The organism is Amycolatopsis solani, assembly GCF_033441515.1.
GTDB classification, from domain to species: domain Bacteria; phylum Actinomycetota; class Actinomycetes; order Mycobacteriales; family Pseudonocardiaceae; genus Amycolatopsis; species Amycolatopsis solani.
Genome location: NZ_JAWQJT010000003.1, coordinates 221,446 through 241,281 on the forward strand (window position 1 = coordinate 221,446; position 19,836 = coordinate 241,281).

At 75.6% G+C, this 19,836-nt stretch carries 1 protein-coding gene; it reads right to left on the bottom strand.

Translation table 11 applies throughout. The features are described 5' to 3' along the window. Window positions 1-7: 7 nt before the first annotated feature. A complete protein-coding gene (locus SD460_RS34050) occupies window positions 8-19,558 on the bottom strand; it encodes a type I polyketide synthase (RefSeq protein ID WP_318307276.1) in 19,551 nt (6,516 codons plus the stop codon). Window positions 19,559-19,836: the final 278 nt, after the last annotated feature.

Genomic DNA, 19,836 nt, shown 5'->3' on the forward strand with positions numbered 1-19,836 from the left:
CCACGGGTCACTTCACCCCCAAGTCGTTGTCGATGAACGCGAAGAGCTCGTCGGCACCCAGGCCGCCGGTCGACGGCGTTTCGGCCGCCTCGCCGGGTCCGGTCCACTTGACGAGCAGGGCTTGCAGCCGCACGGTGATCGCGGTGCGGGCGTCGTCGTCGGAGGCGACGGCCGCCAGCAGGTTTTCCAGCTTTTCGATCTCGGCCAGCGCCGGGCGGGCGGCCGCGCCGTCGCCGAGCGCGGCGGCGACCAGAAACTCGGCGACCCGGGTGATCGTCGGGTGGTCGAAGACGAGGGTCGCGGGCAGCCGCAGGCCGGTGCGGGCCTCGAGGCGGTTGCGCAGTTCGACCGAGGTCAGCGAATCGAAGCCGAGGTCGGTGAAGCTGACGTCGGCGCCCACCGCGCCCTCGTGCCCGAGCACGGCCTCGACCTGCTTGCCGACGAGGGCGACCGTGACCGGGAGCCGGTCTTCGGACGGCAGCGGGGCCAGCCGGGCGGCCAGGTCGCCGCCGGGTTCGACGGCGGTGCCGCGCCTCGGCGTGGTGGTGACCAGGCCGCGCAGGGCGGGCAGGAGCGGGTCCTGGCCGCGCAGCACGGCGAGGTCGAGCCGCAGGGCCGCGACCGCGGGCAGGCCGGTGTCCAGCGCGGCGTCGAACAGCGCGACACCGTCCTCTGTGGACAGCGGGGGCAGGCCGGAGCGGTGCATCCGCGCCAGTTCGGCTTCGGTGAGCGTGCCGGCCATGCCGGTGTGCCACGCGCCCCAGGCGATCGAACCGCCGGCCTTGCCCTCGGCGGCCCGCTGGTGGGCGAGCGCGTCGAGGAAGGCGTTGGCGGCGGCGTAGTTGCCTTGGCCGGCCGCGCCGAGGGTGCCCGCGATCGAGGAGAAGAAGACCAGCCGGGTGCCGGGTGCGGTGAGTTCGTGCAGGTGCCAGGCGGCGTCGACCTTGGGCGCGAAGACGGTGTCCAGGCGCTCCGGGGTCAGGGCCCCGAGGACGCCGTCGTCGAGCACACCGGCGGCGTGCACGACCGCGGCCGGCTCGGCCTCTTCGAGGACCTTCGCGAGGGCGTCCCGGTCGCTGACGTCGCAGGCGACGACCCGGGCTTGCGCACCCAGCTCGGCCAGCTCGGCGACGAGCTCCGCGACCCCCGGTGCCGCTTCCCCGCGCCGGCCGAGCAGCAGCAGGTGCCGCACCCCGCGACCGGCCAGGTGCCGCGCGAAGGTCGCGCCCAGCCCGCCGGTCCCGCCGGTGATGATCACGGTCCCCTCCGGCTCCCAGGACGCGGAGCTTTCACGTGAAAGCGCCGCTTTGTAGCGCAGAGCGGAGCTTTCACGTGAAAGTGCGGGGGTCAGGCGGGCGGTGTGGAGGCGTCCCGCGCGGAGGGCGACCTGGGGTTCGGCGGCCGCGAGGGCGCCGGCGATGGCCGCTTGCGGGACGTCGTCGACGTCGGAGTCCAGCAGGACGATGCGGCCCGGGTTCTCCAGCTGGGCCGCGCGGAGCAGGCCCCAGACGGCGGCGTGGGCCAGGTCGACGTGCTCGGTGGGTTCGACGGCGACCCCGTTGCGGGTGACGACGACGAGGGCCGGTTCGCCGGCCAGCCCGCGCTGGACGTCCGCCAGTACCTGGGCGGTCACCGCTCGGACGGCGGCCGGGACCGGGCCGTCGGCGGCGGGAACCGGCAGCAGGGTCACCGGGGGAACCGCGGATGGCAGCGGGGCTTCGGGGAGCGACGGCCAGGTGAGCTGGTAGCCGGTCGGCGCCGGGGCGGCCGTGGTGGGCACCGCCCGCAACGCGAGCGAGCGGACGGCGACGACCGGGGTGCCGTCCGGGGTGGTCGCGGTGACCGCGACCGAGCCGTCGACCGGGGTGAGCCGGACCCGCAGCGCGGTCGCGCCGGAGGCCAGGAACGAGGCACCCGACCAGCTGAACGGCAGCCCGCCGCCGACCTCCAGCAGCGACGCCGCGTGCAGCGCCGAGTCGAGCAACGCCGGGTGCACGACGAACTGCGCGGCGGCGTCGTGGTCGTCCTCGGCCAGCGCGACTTCGGCGTAGACGTCGCCGTCGTGCCGCCAGGCGCGGGTCAGGCCCTGGAACATCGGGCCGTAGCCGAGGCCGCGGTCGGCCATCGTGTCGTAGAAGCCGTACAGGTCAACGGCTTCGGCGCCGGCGGGCGGCCACTCGGACCAGCCGGGGACGGGGTCGTCCACAACGGACACCAGTGTGCCGCTCGCGTGCCGGGTCCAGGCCGCCCCCGGTTCGCCGTCGTCGCGGGAGTACACGCGCAGGGTGCGGACGCCGTCCTCGTCGCCGCTTACGGCGACCTGGACGACGACCCGGCCGCCGTCCGGCACGACCAGCGGGGCTTCCAGGGTGAGCTCGTCGACGCGCGGGCAGCCGGCCTGGTCGCCGGCACGCACGGCCAGCTCCAGCAGCGCCGTGCCCGGGACCACCACGGCCCCGCCGACTGTGTGCCCGGCCAGCCACGGCTGGGCGGCGAGCGAGAGGCGGCCGGTGAACAGCAGGCCGCCGGAGTCCGGCAGCTCGACCGCGGCACCGACCAGGGGGTGCCCGGCGGCCCACAGCCCGGCCGCGGCGACGTCGCCGGCCTGGGAAAGCCCGCCGCCCGGCCAGATCCACTGGTGCTGGAAGGCGTAGGTGGGCAGCGGCACGGCCCGCGCGCCGGGCCCGGCCGGCGCGGTCCAGTCGAGGGTGACCCCGGCGACGTGCAGCCGGCCGAGCGCTTCGACGGCCGCGTCGGCTTCGGCCCGGTCGCGGCGCAGGAACGGGACCGCGAGCCGCGAAGCGTCGAGGGATTCCGCGGCCATCGCGGACACCGTCGCGTCGGGACCGATCTCGGCGAACGCGGTGACGCCGAGCGCGGTCAGCCGCCGGACGGCCGGGCCGAACAGCACCGGCCGCCAGACCTGCTCGGCCCAGTGCTCGGCCGAAGCCAGCGTCGCGGCGGTGACCAGGTCGCCGGTGACCGTCGAGACGATCGGGACCGTGGGTTCGGCCGCGGTCAGCCCGGCGACGACCTTGCGGAAGTCGTCGAGCATCGGGGTCATCAGCGGCGAGTGGAACGCGTGGCTGACGCGCAGCCGCCGGGTCTTGCGGCCGTCGGCGGCGAAGTGCGCGGCGATCTCCTCTACGCGGCCGGCGGCGCCGGACACGACGACCGACGCCGGGCCGTTGACCGCGGCCAGCGCGACCTCGTCCTCGCGCCCGGCCAGCAGCGGCCGGACCTCGTCCTCGGTGGCCTGCACGGCGATCATCGCGCCACCCTCGGGCAGCTGCTGCATGAGCCGGCCGCGCGCGGCGACCAGCGTGCAGGCGTCGTCGAGGGTGAACACCCCGGCGACGTGCGCGGCCGCGATCTCGCCGATCGAATGCCCGGCCAGGTACTCCGGCGTGATCCCCCACGAGCGGACCAGGTGGTACAGCGCGACTTCGAAGGCGAACAGCGCGGGCTGCGCGTACTGCGTCTCGTCGAGCGCACCGGCGTCATCGGCGAAGAGCAGCTCCCGCAGCGGGCGGTCCAGCTCCCGGTCGAGCCGCGCGAGCACCGTGTCCAGCGCTTCGGCGAACACCGGGAAGCGCTCGGCGAGCTCCCTGCCCATGCCGGCGCGCTGGCTGCCCTGCCCGGCGAAGAGGAACGCGGGCACCTGCTCCCCCGCCGTCCCGGTGACCAGCCCGGCGACGCTGCCGCCGCGGGCCAGCACCTCCAGGCGGGTCTCGAGGTCGGTGCGGGTGGTGCCGGTGACGACCGCGCGCTCGGCGAACTGCGTCCGGGTGGTGGCCAGCGCGAACCCGATGTCGGCCGGATCCACGTCGCGGCGCTCGGCGAGGTGCGCGAGCAGCCGGGAAGCCTGCGCCCGCAGCGCTTCCGGCGTGCGGCCGGACAACGGCCAGGCGACGGCCGACGGCCCGGGCTCGTCCCGCGGGGGCACCACGACGGCGGGCGGCGCTTCGAGCACGGTGTGGGCGTTGGTGCCGCTGATGCCGAACGACGACACCGCGGCGCGGCGCGGACGGCCGTGCTCCGGCCAGGCGCGTGGTTCGGTGAGCAGCTCGATCCCGCCGGCCGACCAGTCGACGTGCGTGGACGGCTCGGTGACGTGCAGGGTGCGCGGCAGCGAGCCGGCGCGCATGGCCTGCACCATCTTGATGATCCCGGCGACGCCGGAGGCGGCCTGGGTGTGGCCGAGGTTCGACTTGATCGACCCGAGCAGCAGCGGGGTCTCCCGGTCCCGGCCGTAGGTGGCCAGCAGCGCCTGGGCTTCGATCGGGTCGCCGAGGGTGGTGCCGGTGCCGTGCGCCTCGACGACGTCGATGTCCGAAGTGGACAGACCGGACGCGGCGAGCGCGTGGCGGATCACGCGTTGCTGGGCCGGGCCGTTCGGGGCGGTGAGGCCGTTGGACGCGCCGTCGGAGTTCACCGCGCTGCCGCGGACGACGGCGAGGATCTCGTGGCCGTTGCGCTTCGCGTCGGACATCCGCTCCAGCACGAGGATCCCGGCGCCTTCGGACCAGCCGACGCCGTCGGCGGTGTCCGAAAAGGACTTGCAGCGACCGTCGGCAGACAGGCCGCGCTGGCGGCTGAAGCCGATGAACGTGCTGGGCGTGGACATCACCGTGACGCCGCCGGCGAGCGCGAGCGAGCACTCCCCGTTCTGCAGGGCACGGGCCGCAAGGTGCAGGGCGACGAGCGACGACGAACACGCCGTGTCGACGGTCAGCGTCGGGCCTTCCAGCCCGAACGCGTAGGCGACGCGGCCGGAGGCGACGCTCGGGGCGCTGCCGTTGCCCTGGTAGCCCTCGGTGTCGGGGCTGCCCTGCAGCAGCAGGCCGTAGTCGGAGTACATGACGCCGACGAACACGCCGGTGCGGGAGCCGCGCAGCGAGCGCGGGTCGACGCCGGTCCGTTCGACGGCCTCCCAGGAGACCTCCAGCAGCAGCCGCTGCTGCGAGTCGGTCGCGAGGGCTTCGCGGGGGCTCATCCCGAAGAACGCCGGGTCGAATTCGCCCGCGTCGTGCAGGAAACCACCGCTGCGCGTGTAGGACGTGCCCGGGTGGTCGGGGTCGGGGTGGTAGAGGCCGTCGACGTCCCAGCCGCGGTTGGCCGGGAAGTCGGTGACGGCGTCGACGCCCTGGTCGACGAGGGTCCAGAGGTCTTCGGGCGAGCCGACACCGCCCGGGTAGCGGCAGCCCATGCCGACGATGACGATCGGGTCGCCGGTGACCGCGGCCGTGGTGGTGACCGGCTCGGGGACGTCGACCTCGCCGAGCAGGAACGCGGCCAGCTCGGCCGGGGTCGGGTAGTCGAAGGTGAGCGTGGCGGGCAGCCGCAGCCCGGTGGCGGCGTCGAGGCGGTTGCGCAGCTCGACCGCGGTGAGCGAGTCGAAGCCCAGCTCGCGGAACGGCCGGTCGGCGGCGACCCCGGCGGTGCCGGTGTGCCCGAGGACCGCCGCGACCTGCGCGCGGACGAGGTCGAGCACGGCGCGGGACCGTTCGGCGCCGGTGAGGCCGAGCAGCGGGCCGTCGAGCCGCGGCAGGTTGGCCGCCGCCTGCCGGGCGGGGGTGCGGACCAGGCCGCGCAGCAGGTGCGTGACCTCGGGCTGCGCGCCGAGCGCGGCGAAGTCGAGGCGGACCGGCAGGACGGTGTCGAGCCCGGACGCGCAGGCCGCGTCGAACAGCGCGAGGGCGTGCTCCGGTTCGAGCGCGGGCATGCCGGTGGCGGCCATCCGGCGCAGGTCGGCGTCGGTGAGGGTGGCGGTCATCCCACCCGCGCGCGACCACGCGCCCCAGCCGAGGGAAAGCGCCTTCTGGCCGCGGGCCCGGCGGCGCCGGACGAGCGCGTCGACGGCCGCGTTCGCCGCGGTGTAGTTGGCCTGCCCGGCCGCGCCGAAGGTGCCGGCGACCGAGGAGTAGACGACGAACGCGGTCAGGTCGAGGTGGCGGGTCAGCTCGTCGAGGTGCCAGGCGGCGTCGAACTTGGGCGCCAGCACGGTGTCGAGCCGCTCGGGGGTGAGCGAGCCGAGGGTGCCGTCGTCGAGGACACCGGCGGTGTGCACGACGGCGGACAGCGCGACGCCGTCGAGTACGCGGGCCAGTTCGGCGCGGTCGGCGACGTCCGCCGCGGCGACGTCGACCTCGGCGCCGGCCGCGGTCAGCTCGGCGGTCAGTTCGGCCGCGCCGGGGGCGCCGGGCCCGCGGCGGCTGACCAGCAGGAGCCGCCGGGCGCCGTGGGCGGTCACCAGGTGGCGGGCCAGCGTGGCCCCGAGCCCGCCGGTGCCGCCGGTGATCAGCACGGTGCCTTCGTCCCACTTCGGCGGGACGACGTCGTCGGCGTACGGGACGCGGGCGATCCGGGCGGCGCTGATCTCGCCGTCCCGCACGATCGTCTGCGGTTCCCCGGACGCCACCACGGCGGGCAGCGCGGCGAGGGACTCCGGCGTGCCGTCCACATCGGACAGGAAGAACCGGCCCGGGTGCTCGCGTTGCGCCGAGCGCACGAGGCCCCAGACGGCCGCGGCGGCCGGATCGTCCATCCCGGACGTGACGAACACCAGCGGGGAGTCCTGATCGGACTGCAGCACGGCGAGCGCGTCGGCGGTCGCGGTGCGTACGCCGCCGGGTCCGCCCGCCGGAACGCGGTGGACGACGAAGGCGGCTTCCTCGACGGGACGAGGGATCGGGACCCAGTCGAGGTGGTACAGCGAGTCGACGGGCCGGGTCCGGGCCGGGGCCGCGGGCCGCAGCACCAGCGAACCGACCGAGGCGACCGGGTCGCCGGCCGCGTCGCGCAGTTCGATGGCGACGGAGTCCTCGCCGAGCCGGGTGAGCTTGGCGCGCACGACCGCCGCGCCACCCGCGTGGAGCGTGACGCCGCTCCACGCGAACGGCAGCCTGCCCCCGTCCACCTCGGTCAGCCCGGCGTGCTCGGCCGCGTGCAGGACGGCGTCCAGCAGCGCCGGGTGCAGGCCGAACGCGGCGGCGTCCCGCTCGGCTTCCTCGGGCAGCACGACGTCGGCGTACACCGCGCCGGGGGTGCGCCAGACGGCCTTGAGCCCGCGGAACAGCGGGCCGTAGGCGAACCCGCCCGAGGCGAGCCGCTCGTAGAACCCCTCCAGGGCAACGGGTTCGGCGTCCGGCGGGGGCCACGCGGCGGTGGCGTCCGGGGTGGCCGTGCCGGTGCCGAGGCGGCCGCTCGCGTGCCGCGTCCACGGCTGCTCGCCACCGCCCTCCGGGCTGGAGTACACGGCCAGGGCGCGGTCGCCCGCGGCGCCGGCCGGGCCGACGACGACCTGCAGCCGCACCGCGCCGTCGGACGGCAGGACGAGCGGGACTTCGAGGGTCAGCTCGTCGACGCGGTCGCAGCCCGCCCGGTCGGCCGCCTTGATCGCGAGGTCGAGGTAGGCCGTGCCGGGCAGCAGGGCCGCGCCGAGCACGAAGTGGTCGGCCAGCCACGGCTGGGTGCGCAGCGAAAGCCGTGCGGTGAAGAGGAACCCGCCGGAATCCGGGAGTTCGACGCCCGCGCCGAGCAGCGGGTGCCGGGCCGCGTCGAGGCCGGCCGAGCCGAGGTCCCCGGCGACCGCGCCGGAGGTGCGCGGCCAGTGGCGCTCCCGCTGGAACGGGTAGGTGGGCAGGTCCGGGCCGGGGCCGCCGGCCGGGCCGAAGAACGCGGGCCAGCCGACCCGCACGCCGGCGACGTGCAGGCGGCCCAGCGCCGTCACGAACGCGGTCTCCTCGGGCTGGTCGCGGCGCAGCAGCGGGACGCACGCGACGCCGGAGCCGAGGATCTCGCTCGCGGCGGCGGACAGGGACCCGTCCGGCCCCAGCTCGACGACGGCGGCGGCCCCCTGTTCGCCGAGCACGCGCACGGCGTCGGCGAAGCGGACGGGCTGTCGCACGTGCTCGACCCAGTACTCCGGCGTGCGCAGATCGGCGAGTTGACCGGTCACGGTGGACACGATCGGCAGCCGGGCCTCCCCGAACTCCAAGCCCGCCAGCACTTCGGCGAACTCGGCGAGCATCGGGTCCATCAGCGGCGAGTGGAACGCGTGGCTGACCGCGAGGGGCCGGATGTGGTGCCCGGCCGCGGTGAGCGCGTCGGTGGTCCGGGTGACGGCGGCTTCGGAGCCCGCGACGACGACCGCGCGGGGTCCGTTGACCGCGGCGATCGTCGCGCCTTCGGCCAGGAACTCCCGGACTTCGGCTTCGGGTGCGCGGACCGCGGCCATCGTGCCGCCGGACGGCAGCGCGGCCATCAGGCGGCCGCGGGCGGCGACGAGCGTGCACGCGTCCTTCAGCGACAGCACCCCGGCGACGTGCGCGGCGGCGATCTCACCGACCGAGTGCCCGGCGAGCCAGGACGGCTTGACCCCGAGGGATTCCAGCAGCCGGTACTGCGCGACCTCCAGCGCGAAGACCGCGGGCTGCGTCCAGTCGGTGCGGTCCAGCCGCGTGCCGTCCGCGGCGAAGACGACGTCCCGCAGTGGCTGGTCGAAGTGCGCGCACACGGCGTCGAAGGCTTCGGCGAACACCGGGAAGCGCCGGTACAGCTCGGCTCCCATGCCCGGCCGCTGCGCGCCCTGCCCGGCGAAGACGAACGCGCTCTTGGCTCGGGTCCGCGCGGGCGACCCGACGGGGGTCTCGGCGAGCACGGCCAGCTGGTCGAGGGGGTCCCCGACGATGGCCGCGCGGTACGGGAACGCGGTGCGGGTGGTGGCGAGGGCCCGGGCGATCCCGGCGGGAGCCCGGTCGCTCAGCAGCGCGTGCAGCCGCGCGGCCTGCGCCGACAGCGCCTGCGGGGTGCGCGCGGACAGCAGCAGGGGCGCGGTCGCGGGTTCTTCGGCGACGACGTCGTCGAACACCGGTGCCTGTTCGAGGATCGCGTGCGCGTTGGTGCCGCTCAGTCCGAACGACGAGACGCCGGCGCGGCGCGGCCGCCCGGACTCCGGCCAGGCGCGGTGCTCGGTGAGCACGCGTACGTCGCCCGCGGTCCAGTCGACGCGGCTCGACGGCGCGTCGACGTGCAGGGTCTTCGGCAGCTCGCCGCGGCGCAGCGCCAGGACCATCTTGATGATCCCGGCGACGCCGGCGGCGGCCTGCGTGTGGCCGAGGTTGGACTTGACCGCGCCGAGCCACAGCGGTTCTTCGCGGTCGCGGCCGTAGGTGGCCAGCAGGGCCTGCGCTTCGATCGGGTCGCCGAGGACCGTGCCGGTGCCGTGCGCCTCGACCGCGTCGACGTCCGAAGTGGACAGTCCGGCGTCGGCGAGCGCCTGGCGGATCACGCGTTGCTGCGCGGGGCCGTTGGGGGCGGTGAGGCCGTTGGACGCGCCGTCGGAGTTGACGGCGGTGCCGCGGACCACGGCGAGCACCGGGTGGCCCTGCTCGCGGGCGGTCGAAAGCCGTTCGACGACGAGGATCCCGGCGCCTTCGGACCAGCCGGTGCCGTCGGCACCGTCGGCGAAGGGCTTGCAGCGGCCGTCGGCGGCGAGCCCGCCCTGGCGGGCGAACTCGGCGAAGGAGTTCGGCGTGGTCATGACCGTGACGCCGCCGGCCAGCGCGGTCGTGCACTCGCCGCGGCGCAGCGCCTGCGCGGCCCAGTGCAGCGCGACCATCGACGAGGAGCACGCGGTGTCGACGGTGACCGAAGGCCCTTCCAGCCCGAGCGTGTAGGACAACCGTCCGGAAAGGACACTCGCGGTGGTGCCGGTGGCGAGGTGACCCTGGACGTCTTCGCCGGAGGTGGCGAGCAGGGTGCCGTAGTCCTGCCCGTTGGTGCCGACGAACACGCCGGTGTCGCCGCCGTGCAGCGTCGCCGGGTCGATCCCGGCGCGCTCGAGGGCCTCCCAGGACACTTCGAGCAGCAGCCGCTGCTGCGGGTCCATCGCCAGCGCCTCACGCGGCGAGATGCCGAAGAAGTCGGCGTCGAAGTCGGTGACGCCGTCGAGGAAACCGCCGGTCAGCGCGTACTCGTAGCCGGAGGCGAGGGTGGCGAGGTCCCAGCCGCGGTCGCCGGGGAAGCCGGTGATGCCGTCCTCGCCGCCGGCGAGCAGGCGCCAGAAGTCCTCGGGCCCGCGGACGCCGCCGGGGAACCGGCAGCCGATGCCGACGATGACGATCGGGTCGTCGTCGGCCGCCGCGCGGACCGGCGCGGTGGTCTCGACCAGCGTTCCGGCGAGCTCGCCCAGCAGGTGGCGGGTGAGGATCTCCGGGGTCGGGTGGTCGAACACCAGCGACGGCGGCAGGTCGAGCCCGGTCGCCAGCGCGACGACGTTGCGCAGCTCGACGGCGGTGAGCGAGTCGAAGCCGAGGTCGCGGAACGCGCGGTCGGGCGCCACTCCCGCGGTGCCGGTGTGGCCGAGGACCACCGCGACCTGCTCCAGCAGCAGCCCGAGCAGGAAGTCGAACCGGTCGTCCTCGGGGACGGCGCCGAGCCGGGCACGCAATTCTTCCTCGCCACGCGGGGCTTCGGCGCGCGCGGCCGCCGGGATGCCGCTGAGCAGCGGGCCCGGGCGCAGCACGTGGGTGTAGCGGGCCCAGTCGATGTCGGCGACGACGACGGTGGTGTCCGCGAGGACGCGGTCCAGCGCGGCGGTCGCGCGCTCCGGGTCGAGCGGGGTGAGCCCGCCCCGGCGGGCGCGGTCGGCGACTCCCGCGTCGGCGGCGAGCATGCCGCCGCCGGCCCACGGGCCCCAGGCGATCGACGTCGCGGGCAGGCCGAGGCCGCGGCGGTGCTCGGCGAGCGCGTCGAGGGTCGCGTTGGCGGCCGCGTAGGCGGCCTGGCCGGCCGAGCCGAAGGTGCCGGCGACCGAGGAGAACAGCACGAACGAGCGCAGGCCGCCGGTCAGCTCGTGCAGGTGCCACGCGGCTTCGGCCTTGGCGCGGTAGCCGGCCTCGAAGCGGTCCGGGGTGAGCGTGCCGAGCACGCCGTCGTCGAGGACCCCGGCGGTGTGCACGACGTCGGTCAGGCCGGGAATCCCGGCCAGCACGGCGGCGAGGGCGGCGCGGTCGGCGGCGTCGCACGCGGTGATGGTCACCTCGGCACCGAGCTCGGTGAGCTCCCGGCGCAGTTCGTCCGCGCCCGGGGCGTCGGGCCCGCGGCGGCTGAGCAGGACCAGCGTGCGGCCGGCCTTCGCCAGGCGGCGCGCGACTTCGGCGCCGAGGGCGCCGGTGCCGCCGGTGATGAGCGTGGTGCCCTCGCCGGGCTCCGGGGCACGGGCCGCCGTCGGTGCGGCGACGATCCGGCGGCCGAACAGCCCACCCGCGCGGATGGCGAGCTGGTCCTCGCCGCCGGCGCCGGTCAGCGCGGCGGCGAGCCGGCGCGGCACTTCGGCGTCGAGTTCGGCGGGCAGGTCGACGAGACCACCCCAGCGCTGCGGGAGTTCGAGCGCGGCGGCGCGGCCGAGGCCCCAGACGGCGGCCTGCGCGGGCCCGGTCACCGGGTCGCCCGGCGCCACCGCGACGGCCTCGCGGGTGACCGACCACAGTGGCGTGGTGCCGAGCGCCTGCAGCAGCGTGGCGGTGGCGGTGAGCCCGGCCGGGACGCCGGGGAAGCCGGTTTCGTCCAGGGCCAGCAGGGAAAGCACCGCGTCGAACTCGCGGTCGCGCAGGCGGTCGCCGATGGTGTCGTCGAAGATCAGGGGCTCGCCGTCGAAGTACCCGGCGACGGTGGTGACCCACGGGTCGGCGGCCAGCGCGGCCGGGACGACGACGAGCCAGGAGCCGCTGCCCGGGCGGGCCGCGGTGAGCGGGACCCAGGTGGCCTTGTGGCGCCATCTGTCCACAACGGACTCTTCGTGGCGCGAACGGCGGTAGGAGGACAACGCCGGCAGCAGCGCGCTCACCGAAGCGTCGTCGACGTCGAGCCGCGCGGCCAGTCCGGCGGCGTCGCCGCGGTCGACGGCGGCCCAGAACTCGGTGTCGGCCGTCTCGCCGGCCGGTGCGGCCGCCGAGGGCCAGAACCAGTCGTGCTGGAACGCGTACGTGGGCAACGGAACCCGCTGCGCGCCGGTCCCGGCGAAGAAGGCGGACCAGTCGATCCGGACGCCGGAAACGTGCAGCTGCCCGAGCGCGGCGACCAGGGTCTCGACGTCGTCGCGGCCGCGGCGGGCCACCGGGATGCCGTCGGTCATCGCGGCCAGGACCGCGTCCGGGCCGATCTCGACGATCAGGCCGGCGCCGCGCAGGTGCTCGGCGGTGTCGGCGAACCGGACCGGCTCCCGGACGTGCGCGACCCAGCGTTCCGGGTCGGTGACGTCCCCCTCGGCGATCACCGGCACGGCGGGATCGGCGAAGGTCAGCCCCGCGATGGCGTCGCGGAAGGCGGGCAGCATGGGGTCCATCAGCGGCGAGTGGAACGCGTGCGACACGGTGAGCCGCTTGGTGTCCGGGAAGTGTGCCGCCGCGGCGAGCACGGCGGCTTCGACACCCGACAGCACCACTGAATCCGGGCCGTTGACCGCCGCGAGCGCGACCTCGCCGGTCAGGTGGGGCGCGATCTCTTCCTCGGTGGCGCGGACGGCGACCATCGCGCCGCCGGGCTCGAGGTCCTGCATGAGCGACGCGCGGGCGGTGACCAGCGTGCAGGCGTCGTCCAGCGACAGCACCCCGGCGACGTGCGCGGCGGCGATCTCGCCGACGGAGTGGCCGCCGACGAAGTCCGGCCGGATACCCCACCCGGCCAGCAGCCGCACCAGCGCGACCTCGACCGCGAACAACGCGGGCTGCGCGAACCCCGTCTGCGCCAGCGCCTCGGCGTCCTCACCCCACAGGACTTCGCGCACTCGCGGGTCGAGGCGGTCGAGCACAGCGTCGAGGGCGGTGGCGAACTGGGGGAAGGTGTCGTAGAGGCCGCGGGTCATGCCGGGCCGCTGGGCGCCCTGGCCGGTGAAGACGAACGCGACCTTCGGCGCACCCTTCGCCTCGCCGGTGGTGACCAGCGGCGACGGGCGGCCCTCGGCGAGCGCGGCGAGCCCTTCGGGGGCGAGGACGACGGCGCGGTGGTCGAACGCCGAGCGCGTGGTGGCCAGGGAGTACCCGAGGTCGATCGGGTCCGCGGTGACGTCCAGCAGGCGAGCCGCCTGGTCACGCAGGGCTTGCGGCGTGCGGCCGCTGAGCACCAGCGGCACGCACGGCAGTTCGCGCTCGGCCTCGTCGCGGGCCGGGATGACGACCGGCGGTTCCTCGATGATGGCGTGCGCGTTGGTGCCGCTGATGCCGAACGACGAGACACCCGCGCGGCGCGGGCGGCCGGCCTCGGCGGGCCACGGCCGCGCGTCGGTGAGCAGCTCGACGTTCCCGGCGGCCCACTCGACGTGCGTCGACGGCTCGGTGACGTGCAGCGTGCGCGGCAGCGTGCCGTGGCGCATCGCCTGGACGACCTTGATGATCCCGGCGACCCCGGCCGCGGCCTGCGCGTGCCCGATGTTGGACTTGATCGAGCCCAGCAGGAGCGGGTTTTCCCGGTCCTGGCCGTAGGTGGCGAGCAGGGCCTGCGCTTCGATCGGGTCGCCCAGCGTCGTCCCGGTGCCGTGCGCTTCCACGACGTCGACGTCCTTCGTGGACAGTCCGGACGCGGCGAGCGCCTGGCGGATCACGCGTTGCTGCGACGGGCCGTTCGGGGCGGTCAGGCCGTTGGACGCGCCGTCGGAGTTGACGGCGGAGCCGCGCAGCACGGCGAGGATCTCGTGGCCGTTGCGGCGGGCGTCCGACATCCGTTCCAGGACCAGGATGCCAGCACCTTCGGACCAGCCGACGCCGTCGGCGGTGTCCGAAAAGGACTTGCAGCGGCCGTCGGCGGCGATGCCGCGCTGGCGGCTGGACGCGACGAACGAGCCGGGCGTCGACATGACCGTGACGCCGCCGGCCAGTGCGAGGGAGCACTCCCCCTGCCGCAGGGCCTGCGCGGCCCAGTGCAGCGCGACCAGCGACGACGAGCACGCGGTGTCGACGGTGACCGTGGGGCCTTCGAGGCCCATCGTGTAGGCGATCCGGCCGGAGGCGACGCTCGGGGCGCTGCCGTTGCCCTGGTAGGCGTCGGCTTCCGGGCTGCCCTGCAGCAGCATCCCGTAGTCGGAGTACATCACGCCGACGAACACGCCGGTCCGCGAGCCGCGCAGCGACACCGGGTCGACGCCCGCGCGCTCCACCGCTTCCCACGACACTTCCAGCAGCAGCCGCTGCTGCGAGTCGGTGGCAAGCGCTTCCCGCGGGCTCATCCCGAAGAACGCCGGGTCGAACTTCCCGGCCTCGTGCAGGAAACCGCCGTGGCGCGTGTACGACGTGCCGGGGTGGTCGGGGTCCGGGTGGTAGAGGCCCTCGACGTCCCAGCCGCGGTTGACCGGGAAGCCGGAGACCGCGTCGACGCCCGAGTCGACCAGGTCCCACAGGTCTTCCGGCGAGCCGACGCCACCCGGGTAGCGGCAGCCCATGCCGACGATGACGATCGGGTCGTCGGACACCGGCCGCGCCAGCAGCGGGGTCTCCTCGGCGACGGCGCCGGACAGTTCGCGGTCGAGGTGCGCGGCGAGCGCTTCCGGGGTCGGGTAGTCGAAGACGAGCGTCGCGGGCAGGCGCAGGCCGGTCGCCGCGTCGAGGCGGTTGCGCAGCTCGACGGCGGTCAGCGAGTCGAAGCCGAGGTCCTTGAAGGCACTGCGGCCGTCGACGGTGTCGGTGGCCGCGTAGCCGAGCACGAGCCCGGCTTCGGTGCGCACCAGCTCTTCCAGCGCGCGGGCGCGGTCGGCCTCGGCGAGCCCGCCGAGCCGGTCGGCCAGCGCGGACGCCGGGCGGCTCGTGCCCGGCGCGGCACCGCCGGGCACGAGCCCGCGCAGCAGCGCCGGGACACCCGGGCGGCCGCGCAGGGCGCCGACGTCCACGCGCATCGGCAGGACGGCGGGTTCGGCTTCGGTCAGGGCGGCGTCGAACAGCGCCAGGCCCTCGGCCGGGTCGAGCGGGGGCAGGCCCGCGGCGGCGAGGCGGCGGTGGTCGGCGTCGGACAGCCGGGCCGCCATCCCGGCGTCCCCCGCCCAGGCACCCCAGGCCAGGGACTGGCCGGGCAGGCCGTCGGCGCGGCGCCGCTGGGCGAGCGCGTCGAGGAAGGCGTTGGCGGCGGCGTAGTTGGCCTGCCCCGGGCTGCCGAGCACGCCGGCGGCCGAGGAGAACAGGACGAACGCGCCGAGGTCGCGGGTCAGCTCGTGCAGGTTCCAGGCCGCGTCGGCCTTGGCGCGGAAGACGGTCGCGATGCGTTCGGGCGTCAGGGTTTCCACGACGCCGTCGTCGAGGACGCCGGCGGCGTGCACGACCGCGCCGACCGGGTGCGCGGCCAGCAGCGCGGCGAGGGCGTCGCGGTCGGCGGCGTCGCAGGCGGCGATGGTGACGTCGGCGCCGAGCGCGGTCAGCTCTTCGCGCAGTTCGGGCGCGCCCGGGGCGTCGGGGCCGCGACGGCCGGCGAGCAGCAGGCTCCGGACGCCGTGGGTGGTGACCAGGTGCTTCGCGACCAGGCCGCCGAGCCCGCCGGTGCCGCCGGTGACCAGGACGGTGGCGCCGTCCGGGAAGTGCGCGGCCGGGCCGTCGCCGACTGGGAGGCGCGCCAGCCTTGGCAGGACGATCCCGCCGTCGCGCAGGGCGGCCTGGGCTTCGCCGGAGTCGAGGACGCGCTGCAGCGGCGCGGTGAGGTGCTCGGGCTCGTCGACGTCGACCAGCACGAACCGGTCGGGGTGTTCGGCCTGCGCGGAGCGGACGAGACCCCAGACCGCGGCGGCGGCCGGGTCGACGACGTCGCCCTCGGCGGCCGGGACGGCGTGCGCGGTGACGAAGACCAGCCGTGACCGGGCGAACTCCGGTTCGGCGATCCAGGTCCGCAGCTGTTCGAGGGCCCAGGCCGTGGCGGCGTGAGCGGCGGCCGCGTCGCCCGCGCCGGGCGGCACGGGGGCGAGGACGACGGCCGGGACGCCGCTGAGGCGGACGGTCGCGAGGTCGGGGACCACGGCAGGGGTGGCGAAGCCCAGGCCGGTGCCGAGCACGACCCAGTCGGCGTCGTCGGCGGGCTGCGTGACGGCGACCGCGGGCGCGGGTGTCCACACGGGACGGAAGAGGGATTCGTGCCGGGTCGCGCGCAGGTCCCCGGCGGCGACGGGCCGGAACGTCAGCGCGTCGGCGGCGAGCACCGGGGTGCCCGCGGGGTCGGTGACGGCGAGCGCGACGGCGTTCTCCCCCACCGGGGTGAGCCGGGCGCGCAAGGTGGTGGCGTGCGCGGGCTGGACGCCGACGCCGGTCCAGGAGAAGGGCAGGCCGTCGCGGCCGAGGTGGGCCGAGGCGTGCAGGACGGCGTCCAGCAGGGCCGGGTGCAGGCCGAACGACGCGGCTTCGGTCTCGTGCTCGGGCGGCAGCGCGACTTCGGCGAGGACCTCGTCGCCGTGCCGCCAGGCCGCGCGCAGGCCCTGGAACGCGGGTCCGTAGCCGAGTCCTTGCCCGGCCAGTCCCTCGTAGAAGCCGTCCAGGTCAAGGGGTTCGGCGCCGGCGGGCGGCCACTCCGCCGGCAGGACCGCGGCGGGGGCGCCGCCGACGCCCAGGCGGCCGGCGGCGTGCCGCACCCAAGTGTCGTCCTGCTGGGAGTAGACGCTGACCGAGCGGCTGCCGTCCTCGGCGGGCGGGCCGGCGACGACCTGCACGCGCACGCCGCCGGACGCGGGCAGCACGAGCGGCGCCGCGAACGTGAGTTCTACGACGCGGGCGCAGCCGACCTGCGCCCCGGCGCGGCCCGCCAGTTCCAGGAACGCCGTGCCGGGCAGGAGTTTGGTGCCGAGGATCTCGTGCTGGCCGAGCCAGGCCTGGCGGCGCACGGACAGCTCGCCGGCGAACAGGAAACCGCCGGATTCGGGCAGTTCGACGGCCGCGCCGAGCAGCGGGTGCCCGGCCGGGTCGAGCCCGACCTGGCCGAGGTCGCCGCCGGTGCCGCCTTCGAGCCAGTAGGTGCGGCGCTGGAAGGCGTAGGTGGGCAGGTCGACGACGCGGGCGCCGGTGCCGTCGTGCCACGCCGTCCAGTCGAAGGCGCCGCCGCGGACGTGCCAGCGGGCCAGCGCCGACAGCAGGGTGGCCGTCTCGTTGCGGCCCCGGCGGGCGGTGGGGATGCAGTCGGTGTCCGGGCCGGTCAGCTCGGCCGTCATCGCCGAGAGCGTCGAGTCCGGGCCGACTTCGAGGAACGTGGTGACACCGCGGGAAACCAGGTCGCCGACGGTGTCGGCGTAGCGGACGGCGTCGCGCACGTGCCGGACCCAGTAGTCCACTGTGGACACATCGCCGGACGCGACCATCGGGATCGACGGTTCGACGAAGGTCAGGGTGTCCAGCACCGCGCGGAAGTCGTCGAGCATGGGGTCCATCAGCGGCGAGTGGAACGCGTGGCTGACCGTGAGCCGTTTGGTCTTCTCGAACCGCGCGGCGATGGCGAGCACCGCGTCCTCGGCGCCGGACACGACGACGGCGTCGGGGCCGTTGACGGCGGCGATCGAGACGTCGCCGGTGAGCAGCGGGAGGACGTCGGCTTCGGCCGCCTGGATCGCGACCATGGCGCCGCCGGCGGGCAGCGCCTGCATGAGCCGGCCGCGGGCTTCGACGAGCTTGACGGCGTCCGGCAGCGACAGCACGCCGGCGACGTGGGCCGCGGCGATCTCGCCGACGGAGTGCCCGGCGACGAAGTCCGGGCGCACGCCCAGGGATTCGAGCAGGCGGAAGAGCGCGACCTCGAAGGCGAACAACGCGGGCTGCGCGACGCCGGTGTCGTCCACAGTGGCGTCTTCGGGCAGGTCGAGCAGTGCGAGGATCTCGGATCGGGTGCGGGTGAACACCGGGAAGTCCAGCGTGTCACCCATGCCGGCGCGCTGGGAACCCTGGCCGGTGAACAGGAACGCCGACGCGCCGGGGTGCCCGGCCGAGCCGGTGTGCACGCCGGGCGCGGCGGCCGAGGTGGCGAGCGCGTGCAGGGCGGCCAGCAGTTCGTCACGGTCGGCGCCGGTGACCACCGCCCGATGCGGGAAAGCGACGCGCGTGGTCGCGAGGGAATGGGCGACGTCGAGCGGGGTGTGCTCCGGGCGGGCGTCGAGGTGGGCCAGCAGGCGGGCGGCTTGCTCGCGCAACGCGTCCGGCGTGCGGCCGGAGATCGGCCACAGGTACCCGGCGGGCTCCCGGCGTTCGGCGGCTTCGACCGGTTCGGGGACCGGCTGTTCGAGGATCAGGTGCGCGTTGGTCCCGCTGATGCCGAACGACGAAACGGCGGCGCGGCGCGGTTTCCCGGTCTCCGGCCACGGGCGCGGCTCGGTCAGCAGCGAGACCCGGCCGGCGCTCCAGTCCACATGGGACGTCGGCGCGTCGACGTGCAGCGTCCGCGGCAGGACGCCGTGGCGCATGGCCTGGATGGTCTTGATGACGCCGCCAACGCCGGCGGCGGACTGCGTGTGCCCGACGTTCGACTTGAACGACCCGAGCCAGAGCGGGTCGCCGGCGCGCTCGCGGCCGTAGGTGGCCAGCAGCGCCTGCGCCTCGATGGGGTCGCCGAGGATGGTGCCGGTGCCGTGGGCCTCGACGGTGTCGATGTCGTCGGTGGTGAGCCCGGCGTTTTCCAGGGCCTGGCGGATCACGCGTTGCTGGGACGGGCCGTTGGGCGCGGTGAGGCCGTTGGAGGCGCCGTCGGAGTTGACCGCGGAGCCGCGGATGACGGCGAGCACCTCGTGGCCGTTGCGGCGGGCGTCGGACAGCCGTTCCAGCAGCAGGAGCCCGGCGCCTTCGGAGAACCCGGCGCCGTCGGCGGCCTCGGCGAAGGACTTGCAGCGGCCGTCGGAGGCCAGCCCGCCCTGGCGGTCGAACTCGCCGTAGAGACCGGGGGTGGCCATCACGGCGACGCCGCCGGCGAGCGCAAAGGAGCACTCCCGTGCCCGGAGCGCGCGGGCCGCCCAGTGCAGCGCGACCAGCGACGACGAGCACGCCGTGTCGACGGTGACGGCGGGCCCTTCCAGGCCGTAGAAGTAGGCGATGCGGCCGGAGATGACCGAGGATTCGGTGCCGGTGACCAGGTAGCCCTCGACGCCGTCGGGCAGCGCGGCGAGCCCGCGGCCGTACCCCATGGAGCCGGCCCCGACGAAGACGCCGCCGGTGCCTCCCTCGACCTCGCGCGGGTCGATGCCGGCGCGTTCGAAGGCTTCCCAGGCCAGCTCGAGGACGATCCGCTGCTGCGGGTCCATGGCGAGCGCCTCGCGCGGCGAAATGCCGAAGAAGGCGGGGTCGAAGTCCCCGGCGCGGTGCAGGAACCCGCCTTGGTGCCGCGAGTCCGGCCAGCCGCGGCCCTCGGGGAACCCGGTGACGGCGTCGACGCCGTCGGCCACCAGCCGCCACAGGTCCTCGGGCGACTGAACCCCGCCCGGGTACCGGCAACTCATGGCGACGACGGCGACCGGTTCGGCCGCCGCGGCGAGCAGCGTGGTGTTCTGGCGCCGCAGCTGCTTGTTCTCCTGCACGGCGACGCGCAGTGCTTCGACGACTCGATCCGACCCGGCCGGCATAGACATCTCCAGGGTGAGCGTGTTCTTACCCGGGTGACGCCACCGCGACGGCGTTCGGCGCCGAGCGACGTCCACTTGCCGGGGAGTCAACCGCACCCCCAGCAGGGAAACCCCCAGACTTGGCCCCGGACCTGGGGCCCTCCCCCGCCACCCCGGACCCGCTGTTCAGCGCCGCCGCGGGTGGTCGTGAGTGGTAAGTCGGGTTCTAACCCGACTTACCACTCACGACCACCCGCACCGAGCGCTTCTGGACACGCCGAGGCGGCACTTTCCCTACG

What these genes read in the sequence shown, in the direction of transcription:
- SD460_RS34050 (WP_318307276.1), bottom strand. Translation starts at nt 19,558, where the DNA reads ATGCCGGCCGGGTCGGATCGAGTCGTCGAAGCACTGCGCGTCGCCGTG.